Annotated in this window: 24 protein-coding genes and 1 pseudogene; 11 read left to right on the forward strand and 14 right to left on the reverse strand. The window is 73.1% G+C overall.

Going from position 1 to position 25,192, the window contains the following annotated elements; genetic code table 11:
- Positions 1 to 265 precede the first annotated feature (265 nt).
- From HCJ94_RS15155 to HCJ94_RS15165, 3 genes are all read left to right on the forward strand, one after another.
- Positions 266 to 1,012, forward strand: a complete 747-nt coding sequence (locus HCJ94_RS15155; protein ID WP_168001668.1) for a GntR family transcriptional regulator — start codon at positions 266 to 268, stop codon at positions 1,010 to 1,012.
- Positions 1,013 to 1,394: 382 nt separating this feature from the next.
- Complete coding sequence (locus HCJ94_RS15160) at positions 1,395 to 1,577, forward strand: hypothetical protein (protein ID WP_168001669.1); 183 nt, start codon at positions 1,395 to 1,397, stop codon at positions 1,575 to 1,577.
- Positions 1,578 to 1,687: 110 nt separating this feature from the next.
- Positions 1,688 to 2,116, forward strand: a complete 429-nt coding sequence (locus HCJ94_RS15165; protein ID WP_168001670.1) for a hypothetical protein — start codon at positions 1,688 to 1,690, stop codon at positions 2,114 to 2,116.
- A gap of 127 nt (positions 2,117 to 2,243) precedes the next feature.
- Here HCJ94_RS15165 and HCJ94_RS15170 read toward each other — a convergent pair whose 3' ends face one another.
- Positions 2,244 to 2,687, reverse strand: coding sequence for a GNAT family N-acetyltransferase (locus HCJ94_RS15170; RefSeq protein ID WP_168001671.1), 444 nt, complete (start codon positions 2,685 to 2,687; stop codon positions 2,244 to 2,246).
- Between the two features lie 74 nt (positions 2,688 to 2,761).
- Between HCJ94_RS15170 and HCJ94_RS15175 the strand changes: the two genes are divergently transcribed.
- Positions 2,762 to 3,274: a potassium channel family protein gene (locus tag HCJ94_RS15175; RefSeq protein ID WP_168001672.1), complete on the forward strand. Its 513-nt coding sequence runs from the start codon at positions 2,762 to 2,764 to the stop codon at positions 3,272 to 3,274.
- Here HCJ94_RS15175 and HCJ94_RS15180 read toward each other — a convergent pair.
- Both HCJ94_RS15180 and HCJ94_RS15185 read right to left on the reverse strand, forming a co-directional pair.
- The gene (locus HCJ94_RS15180; protein ID WP_168001673.1) at positions 3,201 to 4,814 is read right to left on the reverse strand and encodes an alpha/beta hydrolase; all 1,614 of its coding nucleotides are present in this window, start codon (positions 4,812 to 4,814) and stop codon (positions 3,201 to 3,203) included. The two genes, HCJ94_RS15175 and HCJ94_RS15180, sit on opposite strands and share 74 nt — an antisense overlap.
- A gap of 51 nt (positions 4,815 to 4,865) precedes the next feature.
- Positions 4,866 to 5,975: an ATP-dependent DNA ligase gene (locus tag HCJ94_RS15185; protein ID WP_168001674.1), complete on the reverse strand. Its 1,110-nt coding sequence runs from the start codon at positions 5,973 to 5,975 to the stop codon at positions 4,866 to 4,868.
- Positions 5,976 to 6,111: 136 nt separating this feature from the next.
- Between HCJ94_RS15185 and HCJ94_RS15190 the strand changes: the two genes are divergently transcribed.
- Positions 6,112 to 6,324, forward strand: coding sequence for a hypothetical protein (locus HCJ94_RS15190; protein ID WP_168001675.1), 213 nt, complete (start codon positions 6,112 to 6,114; stop codon positions 6,322 to 6,324).
- 55 nt (positions 6,325 to 6,379) lie between these two features.
- On the opposite strand, the gene HCJ94_RS15195 is transcribed toward HCJ94_RS15190, so the two are convergent.
- On the reverse strand, positions 6,380 to 6,862 hold the full coding sequence (locus tag HCJ94_RS15195; RefSeq protein ID WP_168001676.1) for a GNAT family N-acetyltransferase: 483 nt from the start codon (positions 6,860 to 6,862) through the stop codon (positions 6,380 to 6,382).
- 78 nt (positions 6,863 to 6,940) lie between these two features.
- On the opposite strand from HCJ94_RS15195, the gene HCJ94_RS15200 reads away from it, so the two are divergent.
- Complete coding sequence (locus HCJ94_RS15200) at positions 6,941 to 7,441, forward strand: DUF1990 domain-containing protein (protein WP_168001677.1); 501 nt, start codon at positions 6,941 to 6,943, stop codon at positions 7,439 to 7,441.
- A gap of 69 nt (positions 7,442 to 7,510) precedes the next feature.
- Here the strand turns inward: HCJ94_RS15200 and HCJ94_RS15205 are convergent, their stop codons facing one another.
- The 10 genes and pseudogenes from HCJ94_RS15205 to HCJ94_RS15250 all read right to left on the reverse strand — a co-directional run bounded on the left by HCJ94_RS15205 (position 7,511) and on the right by HCJ94_RS15250 (position 19,491).
- The gene (locus HCJ94_RS15205; RefSeq protein ID WP_168001678.1) at positions 7,511 to 8,428 is read right to left on the reverse strand and encodes a DNA-3-methyladenine glycosylase family protein; all 918 of its coding nucleotides are present in this window, start codon (positions 8,426 to 8,428) and stop codon (positions 7,511 to 7,513) included.
- A 338-nt stretch (positions 8,429 to 8,766) separates the two neighbouring features.
- On the reverse strand, positions 8,767 to 9,426 hold the full coding sequence (locus HCJ94_RS15210) for a COG4315 family predicted lipoprotein (protein ID WP_168001679.1): 660 nt from the start codon (positions 9,424 to 9,426) through the stop codon (positions 8,767 to 8,769).
- A gap of 205 nt (positions 9,427 to 9,631) precedes the next feature.
- Positions 9,632 to 10,417 carry an anti-sigma factor family protein gene (locus HCJ94_RS15215; RefSeq protein ID WP_168001680.1) on the reverse strand — a complete coding sequence of 262 codons (786 nt, stop codon included), beginning with the start codon at positions 10,415 to 10,417 and terminating at the stop codon, positions 9,632 to 9,634.
- Positions 10,414 to 11,109 (reverse strand): sigma-70 family RNA polymerase sigma factor, encoded by a 696-nt coding sequence (locus tag HCJ94_RS15220; RefSeq protein ID WP_168001681.1) that lies wholly within the window; start codon positions 11,107 to 11,109, stop codon positions 10,414 to 10,416. The genes HCJ94_RS15215 and HCJ94_RS15220 overlap by 4 nt, the downstream gene beginning before the upstream one ends.
- 78 nt (positions 11,110 to 11,187) lie before the next feature.
- Positions 11,188 to 12,045, reverse strand: a complete 858-nt coding sequence (locus HCJ94_RS15225; protein ID WP_168001682.1) for a spermidine synthase — start codon at positions 12,043 to 12,045, stop codon at positions 11,188 to 11,190.
- 83 nt (positions 12,046 to 12,128) lie between these two features.
- A pseudogene (locus tag HCJ94_RS15230) lies at positions 12,129 to 13,103 on the reverse strand (hypothetical protein); the annotation flags it as partial.
- A gap of 34 nt (positions 13,104 to 13,137) precedes the next feature.
- On the reverse strand, positions 13,138 to 15,612 hold the full coding sequence (locus HCJ94_RS15235; RefSeq protein ID WP_168001683.1) for an AAA family ATPase: 2,475 nt from the start codon (positions 15,610 to 15,612) through the stop codon (positions 13,138 to 13,140).
- Positions 15,612 to 16,760 carry an exonuclease SbcCD subunit D gene (locus tag HCJ94_RS15240; RefSeq protein WP_168001684.1) on the reverse strand — a complete coding sequence of 383 codons (1,149 nt, stop codon included), beginning with the start codon at positions 16,758 to 16,760 and terminating at the stop codon, positions 15,612 to 15,614. The genes HCJ94_RS15235 and HCJ94_RS15240 overlap by 1 nt, the downstream gene beginning before the upstream one ends.
- Before the next feature lie 12 nt (positions 16,761 to 16,772).
- On the reverse strand, positions 16,773 to 18,527 hold the full coding sequence (locus tag HCJ94_RS15245; protein WP_168001685.1) for an ATP-binding protein: 1,755 nt from the start codon (positions 18,525 to 18,527) through the stop codon (positions 16,773 to 16,775).
- Between the two features lie 217 nt (positions 18,528 to 18,744).
- Positions 18,745 to 19,491, reverse strand: coding sequence for a pyrimidine reductase family protein (locus tag HCJ94_RS15250; protein WP_168001686.1), 747 nt, complete (start codon positions 19,489 to 19,491; stop codon positions 18,745 to 18,747).
- 150 nt (positions 19,492 to 19,641) lie between these two features.
- Here HCJ94_RS15250 and HCJ94_RS15255 point away from each other — a divergent pair, with 150 nt between their 5' ends.
- The 5 genes from HCJ94_RS15255 (at position 19,642) to HCJ94_RS15275 (ending at position 25,172) form a co-directional block, all read left to right on the forward strand.
- Positions 19,642 to 20,187 (forward strand): plasmid pRiA4b ORF-3 family protein, encoded by a 546-nt coding sequence (locus tag HCJ94_RS15255; protein ID WP_168001687.1) that lies wholly within the window; start codon positions 19,642 to 19,644, stop codon positions 20,185 to 20,187.
- A 318-nt stretch (positions 20,188 to 20,505) separates the two neighbouring features.
- On the forward strand, positions 20,506 to 21,798 hold the full coding sequence (locus HCJ94_RS15260; RefSeq protein WP_168001688.1) for an ABC transporter substrate-binding protein: 1,293 nt from the start codon (positions 20,506 to 20,508) through the stop codon (positions 21,796 to 21,798).
- A gap of 118 nt (positions 21,799 to 21,916) precedes the next feature.
- Complete coding sequence (locus HCJ94_RS15265) at positions 21,917 to 22,888, forward strand: carbohydrate ABC transporter permease (protein ID WP_168001689.1); 972 nt, start codon at positions 21,917 to 21,919, stop codon at positions 22,886 to 22,888.
- Positions 22,889 to 22,899: 11 nt separating this feature from the next.
- Complete coding sequence (locus tag HCJ94_RS15270; RefSeq protein WP_168001690.1) at positions 22,900 to 23,742, forward strand: carbohydrate ABC transporter permease; 843 nt, start codon at positions 22,900 to 22,902, stop codon at positions 23,740 to 23,742.
- Complete coding sequence (locus HCJ94_RS15275) at positions 23,739 to 25,172, forward strand: GH1 family beta-glucosidase (protein ID WP_168001691.1); 1,434 nt, start codon at positions 23,739 to 23,741, stop codon at positions 25,170 to 25,172. The genes HCJ94_RS15270 and HCJ94_RS15275 overlap by 4 nt, the downstream gene beginning before the upstream one ends.
- The last annotated feature ends 20 nt before the right edge of the window (positions 25,173 to 25,192 follow it).

The following is a 25,192-nucleotide window of genomic DNA, read 5'->3' on the forward strand; positions in this document are numbered from 1 at the left end:
GGCACTGTCACGGCCTGGCCTGCCGAGATCGTCGCTGTTGGGCCAGACGTTCGGCAGGAGCGGTGTGTGTATGCCCACGGGAGCCTCCCATGCTCGGGGTGAGGATCACCGGCTAGCTGGTTGCAGACCGGAAGCAGCCGGTGACGGAGCTATCCCGCAAGTTAGTGCACTAACTTGCTCTAGGCAATGGATCGGCCAAGATTTGGCGCACTAAATCGGATGTGGTCGACTGAGCGCGCAGACCGGAAAGGAGGGCACTTCCTCCATGCCCACAGCCCCTGCTTATCTGCGCATCGCCACAACCCTGCGCGGCATGATCAGTGACGGGACGCTCCGTCCCGGCGACAAGCTGCCCACCGAGGCTCAGCTACGGCAACAGTTCGGCGTGTCCACGACCGTCGTCAAAGCGGCCCTGTCGATCCTGCAAGGCGAAGGACTGATCGAGGGTCGACGCGGATCGGGCAACTACGTACGCCAGGTCCGTCGACTCACCCGGCGGGCCCACGGCCGGGACCTGCGCACCGCCACCGGTCCTACCTCACCCTTCGCCCGCGACGCCACCGCCGCCGGCCAGCGGCCTGACTGGGAGCACAGCAGCGAACACACCACCGCTACTCCTGCCGTGGCGGCCAGACTCGGGATCGACCCCGGAGATCCGGTGATGCGCACCCGCTACCGGTTTCGCTCCGACGGTCATCCCATCCAACTGTCGGAGTCCCACGAACCGCTCGCCATCACTGGAGGGACCCCGGTTGAATGGCCCGAGGAGGGCGCGGCGGTGGGCGTGGTGGCCCGTATGGACACGATCGGCGTTCGCATCGACGCTTTCGAGGAGAGGGTCACCACCAGACCGGCCAGCCCAGAGGAGATCGAGGGGCTGGAGCTGACGGCGCGCGGATCGCACGTTCTCGTCATCGAGCGGACGTACTACGCCGGGCCACTGGCGGTGGAAACTGCCGATATCGTCCTGGGCCCGCACTATGAGGTGGTGTACCGGGTGCCGGTGGACTAGGGTCGGCGCTCGGCCAATCGACATCGAGCGGGGAAATCGTGGGCGCTTCGCGATGGTCGTACAGCGTTACCTACCGGCCGGACGTGGCCACCGCGCTTGAACAGCACGTCAGGACGTATACGCCGAGGGCGCGTACTACCGCGAGGAGCCCAACCCGCTGTACGCCCTGGCTGAGGACGAGTTTCGCGCCAGACTGGACCCCACCCACGACGACAACGGGATCAACGAGCACCTGCTCGCCGGCTGGCGTGCCGCCCAGCGGCGGCCGGAAGCGGTCGACCCGGACACACTGTTCGCGGCGCAACCGGAGTCAGGCACGCACTCGATCATCGATATGGTCAACGGAGCCGCGAGTGGAACGGCTCCGTTCACCGTCACTCCGTTGAACGATGAGCAGACGCTTGAGTTCTTCGGAACCCGAACGCCCACGCCGGCTCAGGTCGTCGAGTGGATGAAGGACTTCAACCCATCGTCGATACGCGAACGCTGGCAGGGCGTATACGTCGTAAGCCAGATCGACGGCCGCCCCGCGCAGATCCACTTCACCGGCTTCTCCGGCGACTGAGCCCCACCATGGGGCTTCCCGGGACACCTGGTGGGTGGCCCGCTACCAGGTGCTCGGCGTCGGCTCGGACGAGACGTTGATTCGCCGCGCTGACCGGCAGAATGGGCGGCATGACCCCCTCGACCGGTGTGATCCGACGGCTGGTCGGCGTCTACCACGCCGACGGCGGCCTCCGTGGTGAGCTGGCGTACCTCATCGGCAAGCTCCGGGGCACCACGGAGTGCGCCCTCTGCGACATCACCCACCGGGGGTTTGGGCCGAAGCGGGAGTGGCGCGACCTCGTCCCCACCCTGGGCGTTCCGGTGCACCTGGTGCACCTCAACGAGCGCAACGCCGACGTCCACGCCGCGAGCGAGGGCCGCACGCCCTGCGTGCTCGCCGTGACCGACGGCGGGCCGGTGCTGCTGCTCGGGCCGGCCGAGCTGGCCGAGCTGGACGGCAGTGTGCACCGGTTCGTCGAGCGGACCCGGGCCGCCGCCGACGGTGCCGGGCTGCGCTGGCCCGAGTCCCGGGACGGGAGGCCGGCGCCGACAACCTGACGTCCCCGGCCGGCGGTGCCGTATCCCGCGAACAAGGTCGTGTCCCGGGCGCTCGTGCGGGGCGGTGTCGCGGCGCGCGGCCCGGCGCGCCGGGCGCCTCGCGGCGCCGAACTCGTCTCGGCCCGCTTCAGAGGGCCAGCTTCATGCCCTCGTGGCTGGCCACGAAGCCGAGGCCCAGGTAGAAGCGGTGCGCGTCGTGGCGGGACTTGTCGGTGGTGAGCTGGACCAGCCCGCAGCCTCGGGCCCGCGCCTGGTCGATCGCCCACGTCATCATCTGCCGGCCCAGCCCGCGCCCGCGCTGGTCGGAGCGGACGCGGACCGCCTCGATGAGCTGCCGCTCGGTGCCGTGCCGGCCCAGCCCCGGGATGTACGTGAGCTGCATGCAGCCGAGCAGCTCGCCGCCGGCCTCGGCGACGATGAGCTGGTTGCGCGGGTCGGCGGTGATGTCGGCGAAGGCCCGCTCGTACCGCTCGTCGACCTCGCTGTGGTCCCGTGTCCGGCCGAGCACGTCGTCGGCGAGCAGGGCGATGACGGCGGGCAGGTCGGCTCGGACGGCTTCACGGAAGATCATGCCGCTGAGCCTGACACAGGGACACCGGCGGATGTGTGAGCGGTGGTTGCGGGCAGCGGGCAGCATGGTGCCCCATGGACGTCCTCCTGCTGCCGTTCCGGTGGATCTACCGGGGGCTGGTCTGGTTCGCGAACTCGCCCCGGACGTTGATCGCGTCGTACCTGCTGATGATCGTGATCGCCGGTGTCATCTACGGCGAGGTGGAGAACCGTAGCCCCGCCGATGCGGTGTGGTGGGCGGTGGTGACCGCCTCCACCGTTGGCTACGGCGACATCTCACCGACCTCCTGGGCGGGGCGGACTCTCGCCGCGCTGCTCATCTCCACCATGGTGCTGCTGGTCATCCCCCTGATCACCGCCCACTTCGCCAGCCGGCTCATCGTGGACGACGACGCGTTCGAGCACGACGAGCAGGAGCAGCTCAAGGCGGACATCCGCCGGATGCGGGCGCTGCTGGAGGAGCTGGCCGCACGGCAGGGCATCGAGCTGCCCGAGCTGCCGCCGGATCAGCCGGTCAGCGGGCCGGGCAGCGAAGCCCCTCCCTGGGAACGGTCAACGAGATCAGGTAAGCGTCGACCGCCGCGGTGATACAGGACGTCTGCGGGTAGGCGGTGTGACCCTCGCCCTCCCAGGTCAGCACGCGGCCCACGCCCAGCATCCCGGCGAGCGCCGGGGTCTGCTCGTACGGGGTCGCCGGGTCCCCGGTCGTACCGACGACCAGGATCGGCGGCGCGCCCTCCGCCCGACCGGTCGGGTACGGGTCGCGGCCGCCGGGCCACTCCGTGCAGGTGAGCATGCCGACGGCGAGCGCCGGCCCGAACAGCGGGTACGTCTGCCGCCACCGCGTCTGGAGCTGCCGGATCTGCTCCCGGCTCGGCTTCTCCTCCTCGTCGGCGCAGTTCACCGCGAGATTGGCGTCGAACAGGTTCGAGTACGTGCCGTCGGGCTCCCGGCCCGCGTACGCGTCGGCGAGGCGGAACACGTCGGTAGGGTCGCCGCCCTCCAGCTCGTCGATCGCCCGCGCCAGCTCCTGCCAGCCCGCCTCGGTGTAGAGCGAGGAGACCACGGCGTAGAAGATCCACCCCGGAGTCGCCTCCCGGCCGCCGTCGCCCTGGACGGGGGAGACCCGCGCCTTGTCGATGGCCGACGTGACGGCCGCCCGGGCGTCGGGCGCGATCGGGCAGCGGCCGGCGTTGGCCGCGCACCACCGCGAGAAGTTGTCGAACGCCCGCTCGAAGCCCTTGGCCTGGCTCTCCGACGAGGCGATCAGGCCCATTCGCGGGTCGACCGCCCCGTCGAGCACCAGTGCCCGCACCCGCTGGGGGTGGAGCTGGGCGTACGTGGCGCCGAGCAGCGTGCCGTACGAGTAGCCGAGGTAGGTCAGCTTCTCGTCGCCCACCGCCGCCCGGATCGCGTCCATGTCCCGGGCGGCCTGCTCGGTGCCGTACAGCGGCAACTGGTCGCCGTACCGCTTTCCGCAGCCGCGCCCGATGCGCTGGTTGAGCGTGACGAAGCCGTCGAACGCCGCCTGGCTCTCCGGATCGGGGTCGTAGCCGAAGCTCGCGTCGAGGTCCTTGTCGGAGATGCACTCCACCGGGCTGGACCGGGCGACGCCGCGCGGGTCGAAGCCGACGATGTCGAAGCGGTCGGTGATCGAGGCGGGCAGCCCGCCCAGCGCCGCCCCGAAGGACAGGTAGACGGCGGTGTCGACGCCCGAGCCGCCGGGACCGCCCGGGTTGATCAGCAGCGAGCCGATCCGGTCCCGTTGTTTGGTCGAGCGGGCCCGCAGCAGCGCGATCTCGAACGTCTCCCCGGCGCCCGGGCCGGAGGTGACGCCGGTGCCCCCGCCCCAGTTGCGCGGCACCCCGATGCGGGCGCACTCGTACCGCATGCCCGGCGCCGTCCGGCCGACCAGTTCCTCGGCCACCTCCGGGCAGGCCCGCCAGGTCGGTGCCGCGCCCGGGGCCGCCGCCTCGCCCTCGACCTCCGTGCGCGGGGCGAACGCCGGCACCGTGCAGCCGGCGGCGACCAGGGTGGCCGCGAGCAGGCCGGCCAGGGCTCGGGCCCATCGGGAAACGGGCGAGGTTCCCCGACGGTCTCCGGGCCGGCGGGCGGGAGTGCGAACCACGAGCGTGCCTTTCGTGATCGGATCGTGGCCGGGCTCGGGGCTGTCCTGCCCCTAGGCCGGCCCGGACGCGGGGCCGACGCTCGCCGGATCTCCCCGCAGCACCTGGTCCACATCGAAGCGGACCGGACGGTCGAGCTGGTCGTAGCGGCACGAGCGGGGGTCGCGGTCCGGCCGCCACCGGACGAAGCGGGCGGTGTGGCGGAACCGGTCGCCCTCCATCGCGTCGTAGCCCACCTCGACGACGAGCTCGGGTCGCAGCGGCTCCCACTCCAGGTTCTTCCCGCCCGTCCAGCGGCTGACCCCGCCCGGGATGCGCTGCCCCCGCTCGTGGTCGCCGTGCACCCACGGGTGGTCGGCGCCGGCGTCCCGATAGGGCTCGAGCTCCGTCAGCAGCTCCTCGCGCCGGGCCATGGTGAACGACGCGCTCACGCCGATGTGGTGCAGCAGGCCCTCGTCGTCGTAGAGGCCGAGCAGGAGCGACCCGACCACCGGGCCGGACTTGTGCCAGCGGAAGCCCGCCACCACGACGTCGGCGGTGCGCGCGTGCTTGACCTTGAACATCAGCCGCTTGCCCGGCTCGTACGGCAGGTCGGCCGGCTTCGCGATCAGACCGTCGAGCCCGGCGCCCTCGAAGAGGTCGAACCAGCGGTGCGCCGTCTGCGGGTCGGTGGTGATCTGGGTGACGTGCACCGGCGGCCGGACCCCGGCCAGCGCCGCTTCGAGCCGGGCCCGGCGCTCCGGGTAGGGCTGGTCGAGGAAGGTCTCGTCGTCCAGGGCGAGCAGGTCGAACGCGACGAAGTCGGCGGGTGTGGTCTCGGCCAGCAGTTTCACCCGGGACGCGGCCGGGTGGATGCGCTGGGCCAGCAGCTCGAAGTCGAGCCGCGGCTGACCGCCCGGCCCGTCGCGCCGGATCACGATCAGCTCGCCGTCGACCGCGCAGCGCTCGGGCAGCTGCCGGCGCGCCTGCTCGACCACCTCGGGGAAGTAGCGCGTCATCAGCTTGCCGCCCCGGCTGGCCAGCTCGACCTCGTCGCCGTCGCGGAACACGATGCACCGGAAGCCGTCCCACTTCGGCTCGTACGTCATCCCGGGCGCGGTGGGGACCCGCGGGACGCTCTTGGCGAGCATCGGCTCGACCGGCGGGGTGATCGGCAGCTTCACGGCGACCAGTCAACCAGACGGCACCGACGACCGTGAGGAGGATCACCGCCGGTGGGCGGGTGGCCTGGCCCTCGGCGTCCCCCTTCGTCATCGCCGAGGCAATCGGGAATCCGCAGGTCAGAGCTACTTTCGCGGGGTGCCGGAGTGGGTCTGTGGGTGCTGCGGGCGGTGGCGGGTGAGCGTCGAGCTGATCCGCGGCCGATACCGGTACCGGCTGGTGCACCGCTACCCGGAGCGCTACGGCGGGGGCAAGAACGTGCTCGGCGAGGTCGGCAGCGTCGACGAGTTGGCCGAGCTGCTGCGCCGGTGCACCCCGCTGGAACTGGCCGACCTGCGCGAGGCCGCCTGACGGCGAGACCGTCTCCCGCGAGACCGCCGGACCGTGGAGACCGCCGGACGCCTGGTCAGCAGCGGAGGGGCGCCGGCTTCTCCAGCAGGGCCAGCCGGACGCCCTTCGGATCCGAATCGTGCCCCACGACCCGGTAACCGTGCCGCTGGTAGAGCCGGAGGTTGTCCGCGCTGTCGGCGCCGGTGAACAGGGCGAAGCGGCAGACCCGCGCCGCCACCACCGCCTCGACCGCCCGCAGCAGCCGCCCGCCGATGCCCCGGCCCTGCTGGTCCGGCGCGACCGACAGCCGACCCACGTGCGCGACGTCGCCCTCGACGCGGATGCGGACGGACCCGACCAGCCGGCTGCCGAGCCGGGCGGTGAGGACGGTCTGCGGCCCGGTCAGCACCGCGCGCACCTCGTCCAGCGTCTCGGTGAGCGGCGGCAGGAACGGGTCGGCGTAGCGCTGTGCCTCGGTGAGGTATGCGGCGCGCTGCACGGTCAGGATCTCCCCGGCGTCGGCGGGGCTCGCTGGGGCGATCAACGGAGGTGCGGTCACGGGCCCAGCCAACCACAGCCCGCCGGGTCCGCGGTGCCCCGCGTACCGGGGGTGAGTGTGCCGTGGCACTGTGATCCTGTGCCGGACCTGACCTACGCCGAGGTGGGTGCGACCCGTGACGGTCCGCTGCCCGCCGGTTACCACCACCTGCGGCACCGGTTCCGCCTCCCGGACGGCGCCTTCGCCGGCGCCGCCGAGGCGATCCTCACCTGGCGGCTGCACCGCACGGCCGGGGTGCGGATGCGTACGCACGCCCCGCGCGCCGCACCAGGTGTCGCCGTCACTCCCGGTCTGGGCGTCGGCCCGCTGCGGATCTGGGGCCCCTGTGCGGTCGTCTGGACCGAGGACGGCCCGGAGCGGGCCGGCTTCGGGTACGGCACCCGACCGGGCCACCCGGAGCGTGGCGAGGAGGCGTTCCTGGTCAGCCGGGATGCCGCCGGCCACGTCTGGTTCGAGGTGGTGGCGTTCAGCGTCCCGGACCGCTGGTTCGTGCGCGCCGCCGGCCCGGCGGCGCGGGGCGTGCAGCACGCGTACGCCTGGTGGCTGGGCCGGACGCTGCGCCGCCTCTGCCAGCCCTAGGGTCTGGTCGGAGTCCGCCGGTCGTCGCCCGGGCCCGCCGCAGGCCGGCCAGGGACTTCGACCCAGCTCCTAGAACCGGGCGAAGGAGCGGATCGGTGCGCGGGGGCCGAACTTCGGCGCCTGGATGCCGGCGGCCTCCAGCAGGACGCAGACGCGACCCCGGTGCCCCCGGAACGGCTCCAGCAGGGCCAGCATGCGGGCGTCGTCTCCGCGTGGCTCGCCGGCCAGTGCCCAGGCCACCGTGTTCGGCACGTGGTAGTCGCCGACGCTGACCGCGTCCGGGTCGCCGTACGCGACGCGGACGACCTCGGCGGCGGTCCACGGGCCGATCCCGGCGACGGCGGTGAGCCGGCGCGTGGCCTCGGCGGAGTCCGCGCAGCGTTCCAGCCGGTCGGCGACCGCGGCGGCTCGGCGAAGCGTGTCCGCGCGCCGCTGCTCGACCCCGAAGGGGTGGAAGACCCAGTACGGGGTGGCGGCCACCGCTGCCGGCTCCGGTGGGAGTAGCAACGGCACCGGCCCCGGAGCCGTCGCCCGGAAATGGCGGACGGTGGCGGCGTACGCCCGGTAGGCCTCCTTGCCGGTGACCTTCTGTTCGAAGATGGCCCGCAGCAGCCGGGGGAACACCTGGCCGGTGGTGGGCATCCGCAGCCCCCGGTGACGGGCCGCCAGCTCGGCCACGACCGGGTGCGCGGCGGCCAGCTCGGCGAACCCGCTCAGGTCGTCCCGGAGCCCGGCGACCGCGTCGGCCCGCTCGACGACCCAGTCGGCGCCGGGGCCGTACCCCTCGGCGACCAGGTCGCCGGCCACGGGCCGCAGGGCGAGGGTCGCCGGCCCGGCGGGGGTGCGGGTGGCCCACCAGAAGGTCCCGGCGGTGACGCGCGCGCAGGGGTCGTACGGGCTGAAGGTGAGCGACCGGACCGACGCGGCCAGCCGGTACCCGGCGGGCGGGCGCAGCACCCGGCGGGCGGAGGGTTCGGTCCCGGTCACCCGGACATGCTGCCACGCGTGGAGCCCCGGACGGACGACACCGCCGGCGCCTGGGCGCCGACGGTGTCGTCCTCACCGGGCGGACCGGCCGGAATCCGGCCGTGGGTGCGGGTTAGGGGGACCACGGCGGGCCACCTGCCGGCGTGGGCGACCCGCCGCCCACGTCCGCGCCGGGGGCTGCGTGACGGCCGGGGGACCGTCGTAGTGCGGCGCCGGCCCGGGGAACGGGCCGGCGCCGCGGTCGGACGCGTGGGCGTTGCCGGTACGCCGCGCGTCCGGATCTGGCGCGGTGGCCGGCCGGCCCTCCCTCCTCCGACCGGCCACCGGGTCCGGATGGATCAGTACGAGTAGTCCGAGTCCCCGTCCTTCTCCGCGTCCGACGGCGGCGCGACGGGCTTCGGCGTACCGGTCGGCAGGCAGGTCAGGTTCTTCTTGCCGTCCGGGGCGACCACGAACCAGGTCCCGCCGACGCCCTGGCCCTTCCACTGGCCGGGCTTCTTGTCGCCGATGTAGCGGTAGAGCGGCCAGCCGTCCAGCGTGATCTGCCGGGTGCCGTCCTGCCGGGTGATCGTGCCGACCAGGTCGTCGGCGACGTTGTTGAGCTGCGGCTCGCCGTCGGTCAACGCCGGGGGCCACACCTCCGCGCACTTGTCGACGCAGTTCGAGGCCGCCGGGTCGTTGGTGTCCTTGTCGAAGCGGTAGAGGATCCACCCGTCCTGGTCGGTGACGACGCTGCCCATCCGGGCGACCTTCTTGGCGATGAGCGTCTCGGTGAGATCGACGTTGGCGGGCGGCTGCTGGGGGGCGACGTCGTCCGCCGGCGGTGCCGCGGACGCGGTCGCGGTCGCCTCGGGTTCGACAGCCGCGGTGGGCTCGGCCGCGGCGACGGCGACCGGCTCGGCGGCGCTGGAGTTCGCCCCGTCGTAGCCCGCGGGAGCGCAGGCCGTAAGTGCGACCATCGCACTCGCGACGATGACGGTCCGCTTCATCTGTGCCACGTGCCCTCCTCATTCTTGGCAGTTCACCGGGAGATACGGGTGGCGCCCTGTCAAGGTTGAATGTGGAACAGTGGCCAATTTCACTCGTGAATCATTGAACCGATCGGGGACGGTCTTCGTGTGTGGACGCGAGAAACAATTCCGTCAAGGGAACGCCTGATCGGCACCGGCCAATGCGGCCGGCGCCGATCCTTTTCGGTGCCCGTCAGTCGATCGGGATCGTGACCAGCGGGCTCGCCACCCCGTTGACGTCCACCGACTGCACCTGGAAGTGCTTGATCTGACCGGTCGGGGTGGCGGTCGCGGCACTCAGGGTCAACTTGGTGGCGTTCGTGTTGGTGCCGTATCCGCCACCCGGGACGGACCAGGTGGAGAGAACCTCACTGGTGTTGTTGTCGCGGACCACCACCAGCCGACAGGTGCGGGGTCCGGGCAGCTTCGCCAGGATGAAATTGACGTTTGTGCCGAAGTCCTTCCTCGCGACGAAGAACGTCGCCTCCACGCCGGTCGTGGCGTCCACCTCGTCGTGCTGCTTGCCCTCGGGCAGACCCTTGTCGCCACCGACACCGGGGCCGTCCGGGCCGGTGGACCGCGGTACGGCCGGGCCGGTCGGGCCGCTGGTGGGCTCCGCGACCACGTTAGGGGGAGCGCTGTCCTCCACGATGTTGGCGAAGCCGACCCCGGTCAGACCGCCGAAGACCACGACGGCGGCGGCCGTGGCGAGCACCTGCCGGAACCGCGTCCTCCGCCGGTGCGCCCGGACCGCGACAAGCGTCCGGTCCAGCAGCGCCGGATCCGTCTGCGTCTGCTCCAGGGCGGTCATCGTCTCGCCGTCGATGCCGGAGAGCAGCCCGACCACCGGCACCATCGTCTCCAACTCGGCGGCGCAGGCCCAGCAGGTGGCGAGATGCTCCTCGAACCGCTCGGTGTCGTGCTCGTCCAGCACGCCGAGCGCGTACGCGGCGACGTCCATGTGGTCCGCCCGGCTCATTCCGTCACCCCCCTCTCCTGCAGAGCCGTGCGCAGGGCGCGCAGCGCGTAGTAGACCCGTGACTTCGCCGTGCCGAGCGGAAGGCCCAGCTCCTCGGCGGCCTCCGGGACCGTCCGGCCCCGGAAGTAGGTCGCGACCAGGATCTCCCGGTGCGACTGGCTCAGCGTACGCAGCGCGTCCGCCACCGTCATCGTGCGCAGCACCCGGTCGGTGCTGTCCGCCTCGGCGAACGCGGTCAGATCCCGGTCGTACGTCTCGGCCGGCCGGGCCTGCTCGCTGCGGTGCTCGTCGATGGCGATGCGGCGCGCCACGGTGACCAGCCAGGGCCGCAGCGAGCCCTGCCCCTGCGCGCCGAGCCGGTGCGCGTTGCGCCACGCCCGCAGCAGTGTCTCCTGGACGATGTCCTCCGCCCGCTGCCGGTCCCCACCGGTCAGCCGCATGACGAAGGCCAGCAACGGCCCGGCGTGCTCGGCGTAGAGCAGCCGGACCAGATGGTCCGAGTGGCTCGCCTCGGCGGACGGCGCCGCCTGGTGGCGTCCGGGAGCGGGTCGGGGCGTCACCGGCCCATTCTGGCGAGGGACCTGTCGTGCGTCGACCCCGCGTGCAGAGGCACTGGGCCGGGACTGGGAACGTGCGGACATCCAGCCCGTACGCACCCTGTCACCGTGCCAGCCGGCCGCCACCGCATGCATGCAGACCTCCGGGAGATGACTGCGGCCGTCCCCCCACGGGCTGGCCGTCCGTTGGTACGCACCGGGCGGCCGGACGGATCAACGGCGGATCGAGAAAATTCCCGGCGGCGGTGGCGTCGAGTCGGTGGCGTCGGCGTCGTGGACCACCGAAGCGCCGCCGGCGAAGCGGTCCAGATCCTCGCCGTCCACCACCCGGCCGGGGAACCAGTCCCCGGCGGCCCGCCGAGTCAGCTCCGCCAGCGGCGGGTCGGCACGGCCGGCGAGCAGCACGAGGTTGCCGTAGCGGCGGCCGCGCAGCACGGCCGCGTCCCCGATCAGCGCGAGGCGGGGCAGCACCGACCGGACCGTGGCCACCTGGCGGCGGGCGTGCCGCAGCGGCGGGCCGTCGGCGACGTTGGCCAGGTACCAGCCGGCCGGCCGGAGCACCCGGGCCACCTCGGCCGCGTACTCCACCGACGTCAGGTGGGCCGGGGTGCGGGCGCTGGCGAACACGTCCGCGACCACCACGTCGACGCTGGAGTCGCGGGTGCCGGCGAGCACGGCCCGGGCATCGGCGACCCGGACCCGGAGCCGGGGATCGGAGGGCCAGGGCAGCTCCCGGCGGACCAGGTCCACCAGGGCGCCGTCCACCTCGACCACCCGCTGGGCCGAGCCGGGTCGGGTGGTCGACACGTAGCGGGGCAGCGTCAGCGCGCCGCCGCCCAGGTGCAGCACGCGCAGCGGCGCGCCGGCCGGGGCGAGCAGGTCGATCGCGGCGGCGAGCCGCCGCACGTACTCGAACTCCAGGTGGGTGGGGTCGGCGAGGTCCACGTGGGACTGCGGCGCGCCGTCGAGCAGCAGCGTCCACGAGCCGGCCCGGGCCGGGTCGGGCACCAGCTCGGCCCGACCGGTGTCGACGTCCGCGACGATGCGGTCGGTGGCCCGCTTCCGGCCCATCAGCCGCGCTCGCCGGCCGCCGGCGGCTCGGGAGCGGCGGCTGGCCGGCCGGGGGGCGCGGCGGCCGGACGGGACGCCGGCAACCCGGATGCGGCGGGCGGCCGGGGCGACGCCGCGCGGGCGGCGGCGGCGAGCGCCCGGTGCAGCAGCCGGACGTCGCCGAGCAGCCGGCGCAGCTGCTTCTCCAGGCCGGCGATCGGGACCAGGTTCTGCGGGGCGCGCGGGTCCTTGTACGGAGTGGACGCGAAGCGGGGGAGGGTGACCACGGACAGGTCGGCCAGCGCGACCGCCTCGGCGACGTCGAGGTCGGCGGAGCACTCCACCCGCACGATGCCCGCCCACGGGGCGCCGTGGGCCACCGGCAGCCGCAGGTACCACGACCAGCCGCCCCAGGCGGTGCCCAGCCGGAACACCGGGGACCGCTCGCCGGCCGCCAGCCCCGTGACCACGGCCGTCAGCCGTGCGTCCAGGTACTGGCTGTGCTGGGTCTTCACGTAGCCGAGAGTGCGGGGCAGCTGCCGCCGGTTGCGCAGCGGGCCGTCCACCACCAGCAGGTCCCCGTCGATGCGGGCCGCGCCGGAGACCTCCACCTCCAGCGCGGTCAACGGCCCCTGCACGGCGGCCGGCAGCTTGCCCAGCTCGCCGGTGCCGCTCACCCGGTGCACCGGGTAGTGGACGCTGCCGGCCCGCACGTCCTCGGCGGACGGGCTGGCCGTGAACAGGCCCCGCCCGACCTTCGCGCCGGCGAGCTGCGCCGCGCCGCGCTCCAGGTCGCAGCGGACCACCCCGGCCGCGTACGAGGCGGCCAGACCCGGGTACGACCCGCCGTCGTCCTCGGCCGTCCACAGGCTGGCGTCGATCCGGCGCACCCCGTCGACCAGGAGCACCACGTCCGGCGCGCGGATCCCGCTTCGCGGGCCGATCGCCCGCCAGTCCACGGCGGGCAGCTCGTGGTCCGCCTCGACCTGGGCGCTGCTCGGCGCGGCCGGGCCGGCACCGGCGGCCTCGAACGACGCCCCGTACGCCGGATCCCAGGCGTCGACGAAGAACCGGCTCACGCGGGACGCCCCCGCATCGCGGCACCGACCGCGCTCACCGGCCGGTCCGCTCGACGCGGGCCGACCGGGCGTCCTTGCGGACCTCGAACCGGACCGGGATGCGTTCCGCGAGCGCCGGCACGTGGGTGACCACGCCCACCATCCGGTCACCCCGGGCGGCGAGGTTCTCCAGCGTGGCGGCGACCGTGTCGAGAGTGGCGGCGTCGAGCGTGCCGAACCCCTCGTCCAACACGATCGACTCCAGGCTCGCCGCCGTGGTGGACATCCCGGCGAGCTGCTCGGACAGGGCCAGCGCCAGCGCCAGCGAAGCCTGGAACGTCTCCCCGCCGGAGAGCGTGCGCACCCCGCGCCGCAGCCCGGCGTCGTGGTGGTCGACCACGAAGAACTCGCCCTTGTCGTGCACCAGGTCGTACTGGTCGCCGGAGAGTTCCCGCAGGATCCGGGAGGCACCGTCGACCAGCAGGTCGAGCGCCTCGGCGAGCAGCCACCGCTCGAAGTTGTTGGCCCGCAGGTGCCCGGCGAGCGCGCGGGCCACCTGAGCCTCCCGCTCGTACCCGGCCCGCTGCTCGCGCAGCTCGCCCGCCTGCTCCCGCCGGCGGGTCAGTTCCCGCAGCTCCGCCTCGGCACGCTCCAGGGCGACCGCGGCGGCCCGGACCGGGTCGTCGGCGACCGGCACCCCCGCGGCGGCGAGCAGACCGGCGACGCGCTCCTCCACCGCCGCCACCCGTCCCTCGGCCTCGACCACCGCCGCCGCACGGCCGGCCCGCTCGCCCCGGCGGCGCCCCGCCTCGTCGCCGGCCCAGCCGGTGAGGGCGGCCCAGGCGGCCGCCAGGTCCTCCCGGTCCGCGGCTGGCGGGCCGAAGCGGGCGAGCCCGTCGCGCGTCGCGTCGAACGCCCGCCACGCCGTCCGCAGGCGATCCTCGGCCGCGTCCACCGCGGCCCGTGCCCGCCGGGCGGCGTCCCGGCCGGCGCGCACGGCCGCCGCCGACTCCTCCAGCGCCCGGCGCAGCCGCGCGTGCTCCTCCAGCTCACGACGGAGGGTTGCCGGCTCGGCCGCGCCGGCGAGCTGGGCGTCCAACTCGGCCAGCCGCCCGTCAAGCTGCTCCTGCCGGGTCCGCGCCGCCACCAGCACCCGCTCCAGGTCGCGGGCCGCGCCGTCCCGCTCCGTCACGACGGCCTTGGCCGCCTCGCTGGCGGCGCGGGCCGCCTTGCCCGCCGCGACCGCCGCCGCCACCGCCGAGCCCGGCGGCACCGCCGGAACCCGGGCCACCGTCTGCTCGCAGACCGGGCACGCGGCACCGTCACGCAGGTGCGCGCGCAGGGCCACCGCCTGGTCGGCCGCCTTCGCCTCCTCGTGCGCCCGGAAGGCCGCCTCCAGCTCGGTCTCGGCCCGCTCGGCCGCCGCCCGTGCCGTCGCCAGCGCGGCGATGGCCACCTCGTGCTCGTCGTGCGCCGCCGCCACCGCCGCCCGGACCGCGTCCGCCTCGCCGGCCAGCTTGTCCCGGTCCGCGTACGCCTTCAGCAGCAGGCGCAGCGCGCTCTCGTCACCGGCGGCCGCCAGCTCACCGCGGAGCTTCTCCTCCCGCTCCTCGGCCAGCGCCACGACCTGGGCCGCCTCGTCGGCGCCGGACCGCGCGGCGGCCACCGCCCGGGCGAGCTCGGCCATCCCGTCCGGTGCGCGCACGGCGTCGAGCACGGCCAGGTCGGCGTCGAGGGCGGCCAGCGCCGCGCCCGCCTCCCGCGCCGCGGCACGGGCCGCCTCCCGCTCGGGTACGGCCTCCGTCACCGCCCCGGTCAGCTCCCGCATCCGGTCCACCCGGCCGGACGCCTCGGCGAGCGAGGCGTCGTCGACGTCCGCCAGGCCCGCGAGGGCCTGGTCGACCGCCTCGAACTTCGCCTCTGCCTGGGCGGCCCGGGCGGTCGCCTTCTCCCGTACCTGCTCGTAGACGCCGAGGCCGAGCAGGTTGACCAGGATCTGCTGCCGGGTCGCCGGCTTCGCGTGCAGGAAGTCGGCGAACTGCCCCTGCGGCAGCACCACGCAGCTGGTGAACTGCTCGTACGGCAGCCCGACCGCCGCCTGCACCGCGTCGTCCATCTCCGCGGCGGTGCCGGCCAGCACCTCGCCGAGGTCGTCCGGGCTCAGGCCGGTGTCCAGCCTCACCGGGTCGAAGCCCGGCGGCATGAGCTGGAGCCCCGCGCCGGCGGTCTTGACGTTGCCCCGGCTGTCCCGGCGCACCACGCGGGTCGCCACGTACCGGTCGCCCCCGGACTCGAAGACGAGCCGGACCCGCGCCTCCGTCGCCGACGGGGCGAGCGCGTTCGCCAGCCCTCGCGTGCCGCCCCAGCGGGGAACGGTGCCGTAGAGCGCGAAGCAGATCGCGTCCAGCACCGTCGACTTGCCCGAGCCGGTCGGCCCGACCAGGGCGAAGAAGTCGGCGTCGGTGAAGTCGACCGTCGTCTCGTCGCGGAAGACGGTGAACCCGGCCAGGTCCAGTCGCATCGGGCGCATCAGTGCTCGACCTCCTCGAACAGCTCGTCGAAGAGGTCCCGGACGCCCTCGTCGTCGTGGCCGCGGCTGTCCAGGTAGTCGGCGAACAGGTCCCGCGGCGACCGCCCGGCCCGCTGGGCGACGCGGGTGCCGCTGCCGGGCGCGGGCACCAGCTCCGGGTCGATCCGGATCTCCAGGGCGCGGGGAAGCAGTTCCTGCACCTCCTCCCGCAGGCCGGCGCGGGGCTGTTCCCGCACGTAGACCCGCAGCCAGGCGTCCGGCGCCTCGATCTCGGCGAGCTGGGCGAGCGTGCCCCGGACCGTCCGCAGGGCGGCGGCCGCCGGGATCGGCACCTCGCGGATCTGCGCCGCTGTCGTCGCGGTCACCTCGACCACCGTCACCGACGGGACGTTCTCCTGCTCGCCGAAGTCGACGGCGAGCGGGCTGCCGCTGTAGCGGATCGGGCACGGGCCCTGCACCCGCTGGGAACGGTGCAGGTGGCCGAGCGCCACGTAGTGTGCCGTGCCCGGGAAGACCGTCGCCGGGACGGCGTAGCCCATGACGGTGTGCGCGTCCCGCTCGCCGCCGCCGGTCGCCGCCCCGACCACCGTCAGGTGGGCGGTGACCAGGTGCACCCGGTCCGGCTCGGCGAAGCCCTCGGTCAGGCGGGCGAGGATCCGGCCGAGGTGGTCGGCGTACGTCTGGGTGGCCTCCGCGGCGGTCAGCTCGTACATCTCGACGGCGCGGATGGCGTACCGCTGGGAGAGGAACGGCAACGCGGCCAGCCGCCAGCGCTCACCGCCCGCGGTGGTCCCGTCGATGACGTGCTCGTCCGGATTCTCCCGGACGCCGCCGCGCAGGCTGATCCCGGCCGCCTCCGCCCACGGGCGCAACGCGTCCAGCGCCGGGCCGTTGTCGTGGTTGCCGCCGATCGCGACGACGTCGGCGCCGGTGCGGCGCAGCGCGGTCAGCGCGCGGGTGACCAGCCGGGTCGCCTCGGGGGTGGGCGCGGCGGTGTCGTACAGGTCCCCGGCGACGATCACCAGGTCCGGCTGTTCCCGCCGGGCGACGTCGATCACCCCGGCGAGGACGGCCTTGTGCTCCTCGGCCCGGGACCTTCCCTTGAGGACCTTGCCGACGTGCCAGTCGGAGGTGTGCAGGATCTTCACGGGTGGACCACCTCAGAACGGGATGTCGTCGTCGCCGGAGCCGCCGCCCGAGCCCACCACCGCGAACGGGTCGGCCGACTGCGTGATCGACCGGAGCGTCTGCGAGGGCGCCCGACCGGCCTCGGAGACCCGCGTCGCCCAGGCGGGGAACGGGAACTCCAGGCAGAGCGGCACCGGGATGTCGGGCTGGTTGACGAACATCGTGCCCGGCTTCGCGAGCAGGGCCCGCTGCCGTTGGGCGGGCGGGAGGAAACCGTACTCCGGGCGGGACGCCTCGGCCGGGTCGAGCCGGCCGACCACGCGGATCGCCGAGTTGGTGACGATGCGGCGCTCCACCTCGCTCGCCGTCTGCTGGGCACCGACCAGGATCACGCCGAGCGAGCGCCCACGCTCGGCGATGTCGAGCAGGACCTCCTTGATCGGGGAGGACCCCTCGCGCGGGGCGTACTTGTTCAGCTCGTCGAGCACGACGAACAGCAGCGGCTTGGCCGTGCCGGCCTTCTCCTTGCGCTCGAACTCGCTCTTGAGCGTCACGCCGACCACGAACCGCTGGGCCCGGTCCGGCAGGTTGTGCAGGTCGACGACGGTCACCTGCGCCGACTCGGCGGTGTTGATGCTGTGCGGCCGGCGGGTGGCGAGGTCACCGCGGATCAGCCGGGACAGGTCCTTCTTGCTGCCGATCAGCCGCCGCGCGAACGCGTTGACCGTGCCGAGGCCGACCGCGCTGCCGGCCCAGTCGCCCCGGGTCTCGTCGTCGTTGAGCTGCTCGACGATGTGGTCCACCAGGTCGGCGTACGTGCCGAGGCGCACACCGTCGATGCTCACGCCGCCGTCGGCGGGCTGCGCGTACCGGGCCAGGTGCGCGGCGACCGAGTGCACCACCATCGTGTACTGCTGGCGCTCGTCGTCGGCGTCGGCGAACACGTACGGCAGGAGGCGGTCGGCGCAGAACTCGGTGAGCGTCCAGTAGAAGCTGTCCACCCCGCTGAGCCGGCTGCTCACGTCCGGCGTGCCCGAGGAGTCGCCGACCCGGGGCGGCGCGTACACGCGCACGTCGGGGAAGGCGCCGGCCGTCAGCCCGAGTTGCGCGTACGCCGCCCGGGTGGGGTCGTCCAGCCGCGCGTTGGGGTGGTCGAGGAACAGCAGGTCCTCGCCCTTGACGTTGAAGATGAGCGCCTTGGCGTTGACCGCGTCCCCGCCGAGCACACCGGAGCGGAAGACCGAGTAGAGCAGGAAGGTGGCGAAGCTGGTCTTGGTGGCGACGCCGGAGATGCCGGAGATGGAGACGTGCGCGCCCCGCGTGCCGTCGAGGAAGTCGGCGTTGAGGTAGACCGGCACCCCGTCGCGGCCCATGCCCATCGGGATGCGGCGCTCCATCCGGTCGAAGTGCAGCGCGCGCGCCCGGGCGTCACCCTCCGCGCGGTGCACGACCGCGCCGGGCGACGGCGGCACGTACAGCTCGGGGTCGACCCGGGTGGTCGTGATCTCGGCGGCCTCCTGCACCTGCGCGGGCAGCGTGCCGTCGGCGATGGCGAAGACGTCGGAGTCGAACTGCGCACCCTCGTGCCGGGCCCGCACCTGGGTGACCACCCCGGCGATCGTCACCGGCTCCCGGTCCGGCAGCTCGCGCCGCGTCACCACGACGTCGTCGAGCTGGAGGTAGCTGGTGGGGGAGACCGCCGTCCAGAACTGCAGCGGCGTCGCGTCGGCGGTGCCGAGCACCCGGCCGACCTCCTCGCCCGGGCCGTCGAAACCGTCGTCGGTCATCGGGCAACTCCGCGGGGCTGAGGATGGAGGTCGGCACGCACGCCCTGCATCCTGCCCGAGACGTACGACAGGCCGCCACGCGACGCGGCGGACGCCACGCGGCTCGTCGTGGCCGCGTCCGTACCGTCGCGGCGCGACCACGGTGGGTCGAGGCCGCGGTTTCCCTGAAGTCGCGGTCCCAGCGCCGCGGGAGGCGACTATTTCCCGGGCGTACGGGTCAGGCGCGGGCGTAGCGGAGCATGAGCGTGCCGTCGGCGGCGGCGAGCACGTGGCGCAGCGGCAGGTGCCGCACCGGGCTCGCCTCGCCCGCGGTGATCCGCCCCGGTCCCGGGCCGGCCAGCAGCGGCGCGACCGTCAGGCAGGCCTCGTCGACCAGGTCGGCCGCGGTGAGCGCGCCGAACAGGTGCGGCCCGCCCTCGCAGAGCAGTTGGTCGAGGCCGCGCCGGCGCAGCTCGGCCAGGCCCGCGACGAGGTCCACCCGCTCGTCGCCGCACGGGACGAGGTCGGCCACGTCGGTCAGGCCGGGCGGGGCGGTGGCGCCCGCGCGGGTGAGCACGACCGGGCGGACCGGCGCGTCGGCGAAGGCGGCCTGGCCCGGGTCGAGGTCGAGGGAGCCGGAGACGACGACGAGTGTCGGGTACTCGGCGAGGCCGTGCTCGCGGCGCCAGGCGCGCCGCCGCTCGTCGAGGCGGACCGCCCGGTACCCCTCGTGGCGCAGCGTGCCGGCGGCGACCACGAGCCCGTCGCAGAGCATCCGCAGCAGGCCGAAGACCCGCTTGTCCGGCTCGCCGGAGAGGCCGGCCGAGTAGCCGTCGACGGTGACCGCGCCGTCGACGCTGGACACGAAGTTCACCCGAAGGTGTGGGCGGTCGGTCCGGCCGTAGCGGGCGGCGATGGCGGCGTCGTCCAGCGGGTCCGCGGACGGCTCCGGCCAGAGCGCGGAAATCGGCATTCCGACGCTCATTCGCTGGCCGGACCCGTGACCGGAGGGGTGGGCCGGGGGGTACGGTGCTGGCAGTCGCACCAGTTCCGGCCCCGACAGTCGTCGTGCCGCCTCGCCCGGCACGCTCGGCAGATCATGCCCGCAGCCTATGCCGAGGGAGGATGGGACAGCATGCCGCGTCAGATCTTCCAGCTGAGGATTTCCCTGGCCGGGGTCCGGCCGCCGGTCTGGCGCCGGGTGCTCGTACCGGGCGGGTACACCCTCGACCGGATGCACCGGGTGGTGCAGCACGCGATGGGGTGGCGGGACTGCCACCTGCACTCGTTCGAGATCGACGGCCGGCAGTACGGCGAGCCCGACCCGGACGGGGAGCTGTCCCTGCACGACGAGCTGGACGTACGCCTCGACGCCGTGGTCGGCAAGGGCAGCCGGTTCCACTACACCTACGACTTCGGCGACTGGTGGGAGCACGACCTGCTGGTCGAGGACGTCTTCACCGCCGACCCGGAGGAGCGTTACCCCGCCTGTCTCGACGGCGAGCGGGCCGGCCCTCCGGAGGACGTCGGCGGCCCGGCCGGCTACCAGGCGCTGCTGGCCGCGCTGGCCGACCCGGGGCACACCGAGCACCACCTGATGCGCGACTGGGTGGGGGACACGTTCGACCCCGCTGCCTTCGACGCCACCCGCGTCGGCACCCTCCTGCGCCGGTTCTGCTGAACCGTTTCCGTTCCGTACCGCTCCATCCGGCGGATGCCGCCGGTCGCCCGCGCGGAGAGCCAACTGAAGCGCTTCGGCGCAGGTCGCCGCAGTCCGCCTGCCGTCAAACATCCTGCCGGTAACGATCTGGGAACGCTCCCATAGGTCTATTGACACCCCCGACACCTGCCGACAATCTCATGGGAGCGTTCCCAACCGCGTGACCCGGCTCACCCGCGTCCGCCCCGGGAAACCGTCGCCGCCCCGTCGGCGCCGGTCAGCGCTACGGCACCCCCCACCACACCCGACACAGCCTCACCACTGAGAAGAGGGGTCAGGATGAGCCTCACCACGCGGCGTACCCGCCTGGCGGCCGTCGCCCTTGCCGCGATCACCGCCGTCGGCGGGCTCGCGGCCTGCGGCAACGACGACGACGCCCCGGCCGCCGGCGAGAAGCCCGACAAGCTGGTCGTCGACACGTTCGGCGAGTTCGGTTACGACGAGATCATCAAGCAGTACGAGAAGGACACCGGCATCAAGGTCGAGCTGCGCAAGACCGCCCAGCTCAACGAGTACCGGCCGAAGATCGTCCGCGCGCTCGCCACCCGCAAGGGTGCCGCCGACGTGATCGCCCTCGAGGAAGGCATCCTCAACGAGTTCAAGGCCAACCCGGCGAACTGGGTCGACCTCGCTCCGCTGGTCGCCGACCACAGCAAGGACTACCTGCCCTGGAAGTACGAGCTGGGCAAGGCGCCGGACGGCCGGCTGATCGGTCTGCCCACCGACGTCGGCAGCCTCGCGGTCTGCTACCGCCGGGACCTCTTCCAGGCCGCCGGCCTGCCGACCGAGCGCGACCAGGTCGCCGGGTTGTGGCCGGACTGGAACGGCTTCATCGAGACCGGCAAGAAGTACCGGGCCGCCACCAACAAGGGCATGCTCGACTCGGTCACCACCGCCGCCAGCGCCGTGATGTTCCAGCAGGGCGGTGACCTGTTCTACGACAAGCAGGACGCGATCGTCGCCGACAAGAGCGCGTCCGTGAAGACCGCCTGGGACACCGCGATCGCCATGGCGGACGCGAACATCACCGCCGAGACGGCGACCTGGTCGCCGGAGTGGTCGGCCGGCTTCAAGCAGGGCACCTTCGCGGCCACCTTCTGCCCGTCCTGGATGCTCGGCATCGTCGCGGACAACTCCGGCGCGGAGAACAACGGCAAGTGGGACGTCGCCCCGGTGCCCGGTGGCGCCGGCAACTGGGGTGGCTCGTGGCTCGCCGTCCCGGAGCAGAGCAAGTACCAGAAGGAGGCGGCGAAGCTCGCCGAGTACCTGACCAACGCGCAGAGCCAGGTCGCGGCGTTCAAGCTCAAGGGCCCACTGCCGACCAACCTGGAGGCGCTGAAGAACCCCGACTTCCTGAGCTACACCAACGAGTACTTCAACAACGCCCCGACCGGCAAGATCTTCGGTGACAGCGTCGCCAAGATCCAGCCGCTGCACCTCGGTCCGAAGCACCAGGCGGTGAAGGAGAACGCCTTCGAGCCCGCGCTGCGCTCGTACGAGAACGGGCAGGCCAGCAAGGACAAGGCCTGGGAGCAGTTCGTGAAGGACGCCCAGACGCAGGGCGCCTTCTGACCCCAGCACGTCGCGTGGGTGGCGTCCGGGCACAACCGCCCGGGCGCCACCGGCGGCGTCCGTTCCCCGTACCACCGCCGGCACGCCGGCCCGCGCGCCGGGCGGGAAAGGACTGAGAATGAGTCTGTCGGCCACGACGGCGCCGCCGTCACCCGCCGCGCCAACACCTCCGCCAGCCCGGCGGCACCGGTCCCGCTCGTCGTCGTTGACCCGCCTGGACCTGACGTACTCCCCGTACCTCTACATCGCGCCGTTCTTCCTGGTCTTCGGCATCTTCGGGCTCTACCCGATGCTGCGGACGGCGTGGATGTCGCTGCACGACTGGAACCTCATCGGCGACCACAGCTTCATCGGGCTCGACAACTACGCGAAGCTGGTCACCGACGAGTACTTCTGGAACGCCACGTTCAACACGTTCGGCATCTTCCTGCTCTCGACGGTCCCGCAGCTGCTCCTCGCGCTGTTCCTGGCGAACCTGCTCAACCGGACCTTCCTGCGCGCCCGGACGCTGTTCCGCATGGCGATCTTCATGCCGAACGTCGTCTCCGTCGCCGCGGTGGCGATCGTCTTCGGCATGCTCTTCCAGCGCGACTTCGGCGTCTTCAACTGGCTGCTCGGCTTCGTCGGCGTCGACCCGATCGACTGGGACGCCGAGCGCTGGAGCTCGTGGAGCGCGATCGCGTCGATGGTCAACTGGCGGTGGACCGGCTACAACACGCTGATCCTCCTCGCCGGCATGCAGGCCATCCCGCGGGAGCTCTACGAGGCGGCGGCGCTCGACGGCGCCAGCCAGTGGCGGCAGTTCTGGCGCATCACGCTGCCGATGCTGACGCCGACCTTCGTGTTCGTGGTCATCCTGTCCACCATCGGCGGACTCCAGCTCTTCACCGAGCCCCTCGTCTTCGCCAACGGCAACATCATCGGCGGCGACCAGCGCGAGTTCCAGACCCTCGCGATGTACATGTACGAGCTGGGCATCGAGAACCTGAACACCGCCGGCTACGGCGCCGCCGTCGCCTGGGCGATGTTCCTGATGATCGCGCTGATGTCGCTGGTCAACTTCCTGCTCATCAGGCGTACGGTGAAGTGAGGAGCACGGCGATGAACTCTGCCTCCCGGCGCCTGTGGCGCACCAGCCCGCTCACCTACGTGGCGCTCGTCCTCGCGACCCTGCTGTCCATCTACCCCTTCTACTACATGGTGGTCATCGCCACCCGCAGCCTGGACTCGATCAACGACGTGCCCCCGCCCTTCACGCCCGGCGGCGCGTTCGGCGACAACTTCGGCCGGGTGCTCGACAACGACGCGGCGAACTTCCTCACCGGCCTGCTCAACTCGGTGATCGTGTCGTCGGTGGTGACCCTGAGCGTGGTCATCACCGGCACGCTCGCCGGCTTCGCCTTCGCCAAGCTGCGCTTCCGTGGACGCAACGCTCTGCTGCTGGCGATCATCGTGACCATGATGATCCCCACCCAGCTCGGGCTCATCCCCCTGTGGGGCATGATCCAGGACCTGAACTGGTACGGCACCCTCTACGCGGTGACCGTGCCCTTCCTGGTCAGCGCGTTCGGGGTGTTCATGATGCGTCAGTACGCCACCCAGGCGGTCTCCGACGAGCTGATCGAGGCCGGCCGGGTCGACGGGGCGAGCACGTTCCGCATCTACTGGAACATCGTGCTGCCCGCGCTGCGCCCGGCGGCGGCCGTGCTCGGCCTGCTGACCTTCATGGAGACCTGGAACTCGTTCCTGTGGCCGTACGCGGTGCTGCCGCCGGAGAACCCCACCCTCCAGGTCTCGCTGGCCTTCCTCTCGTACGCCTACTACACCGACTACTCGCAGGTCTTCGCCGCCACCGCGGTCGGGACGATTCCGCTGGTGGTCGTCTTCATCCTGTTCGGCCGCCAGATCATCGGCGGGATCATGGAAGGTGCCGTCAAGTCGTGAGCAACCCCGCGAGTCCACCCGCTGTCGGCGTCCTCGCCGAGCGTCCCCCGCTGACCTTCCCGCCCGGCTTCCTCTGGGGCGCCGCCACCGCGGCGTACCAGATCGAGGGCGCGGCGGCCGAGGGTGGCCGGACGCCGTCGATCTGGGACACCTTCAGCCACACCCCCGGCCGGGTGGTCGCCGGGCACACCGGCGACGTGGCCTGCGACCACTACCACCGGCTCGACTCCGACGTCGCGCTGATGGCGGAGCTGGGGCTGAAGTCGTACCGGTTCTCGGTCTCCTGGTCGCGGGTGCAGCCCGGCGGCACCGGCCCGGCCAACCCGGAGGGCCTGGACTTCTACCGGCGGCTGGTGGACGCGCTGCTGGCGAACGGCATCGAGCCGTGGCTGACCCTCTACCACTGGGACCTGCCGCAGCCGCTGGAGGACGCGGGCGGCTGGCCGGCGCGGGACACCGCGGCCCGGTTCGCCGACTACACCGCCCTGGTCGCGGACGCGCTCGGCGACCGGGTGCGCTACTGGACCACGCTCAACGAGCCGTGGTGCTCGGCGTTCCTCGGCTACGGGTCCGGCGTGCACGCGCCGGGACGCTCCGACCCGGGCGACGCCGTGCGGGCCGGGCACCACCTGATGCTCGGCCACGGGCTCGCCGTGCAGGCGCTGCGGGCCGCCCGGCCGGACGCCGAGGTCGGGGTGACGGTCAACCTGTACCCGGTCACCCCGGCCACCGACTCGCCCGCCGACGCGGACGCCGCGCGGCGGATCGACGCGCTGGCCAACCGGTTCTTCCTCGACCCGCTGCTGCGCGGGTCGTACCCGGCGGACCTGATGGCTGACCTCGCGTCGGTCACCGACTTCGGGCACGTCCACGAGGGTGACCTGAAGACCATCGCCGCCCCGCTGGACCTGGTCGGGGTGAACTACTACGGCCGGCACGTGGTGGCGGCGCCGGTCGAGGGGGCGGCGCCGGAGGCGTACTGGCGGGCGCCGTCCTGCTGGCCGGGAAGCGAGGACGTGCGCTTCGTCACGCGGGGCGTCCCGGTCACCGACATGGACTGGGAGATCGACGCCCCCGGGCTCGTGGAGACCCTGCGCCGGGTACACGAGGAGTACACCGACCTGCCGCTGTACGTCACCGAGAACGGCTCGGCGTTCGTCGACGCGGTGGTCGACGGCCAGGTGGACGACGTCGACCGGCTCGCGTACTTCGACGCCCACCTGCGGGCCGCCCACGAGGCGATCAGCGCGGGCGTCCCGCTGCGCGGCTACTTCGCCTGGTCACTCATGGATAATTTCGAGTGGGCCTGGGGCTACACCAAGCGGTTCGGCATGATCTACGTCGACTACGACAGCCAGGTCCGCATCCCCAAGTCCAGCGCCAGGTGGTACGCCGAGGTGATCCGACGCAACGGTCTGGCCGCAGAATAGGCTCGGGCCAGCCATCCGGG

The sequence above is a fragment of the Micromonospora thermarum genome, from assembly GCF_012034245.1.
Lineage (GTDB): Bacteria > Actinomycetota > Actinomycetes > Mycobacteriales > Micromonosporaceae > Micromonospora > Micromonospora thermarum.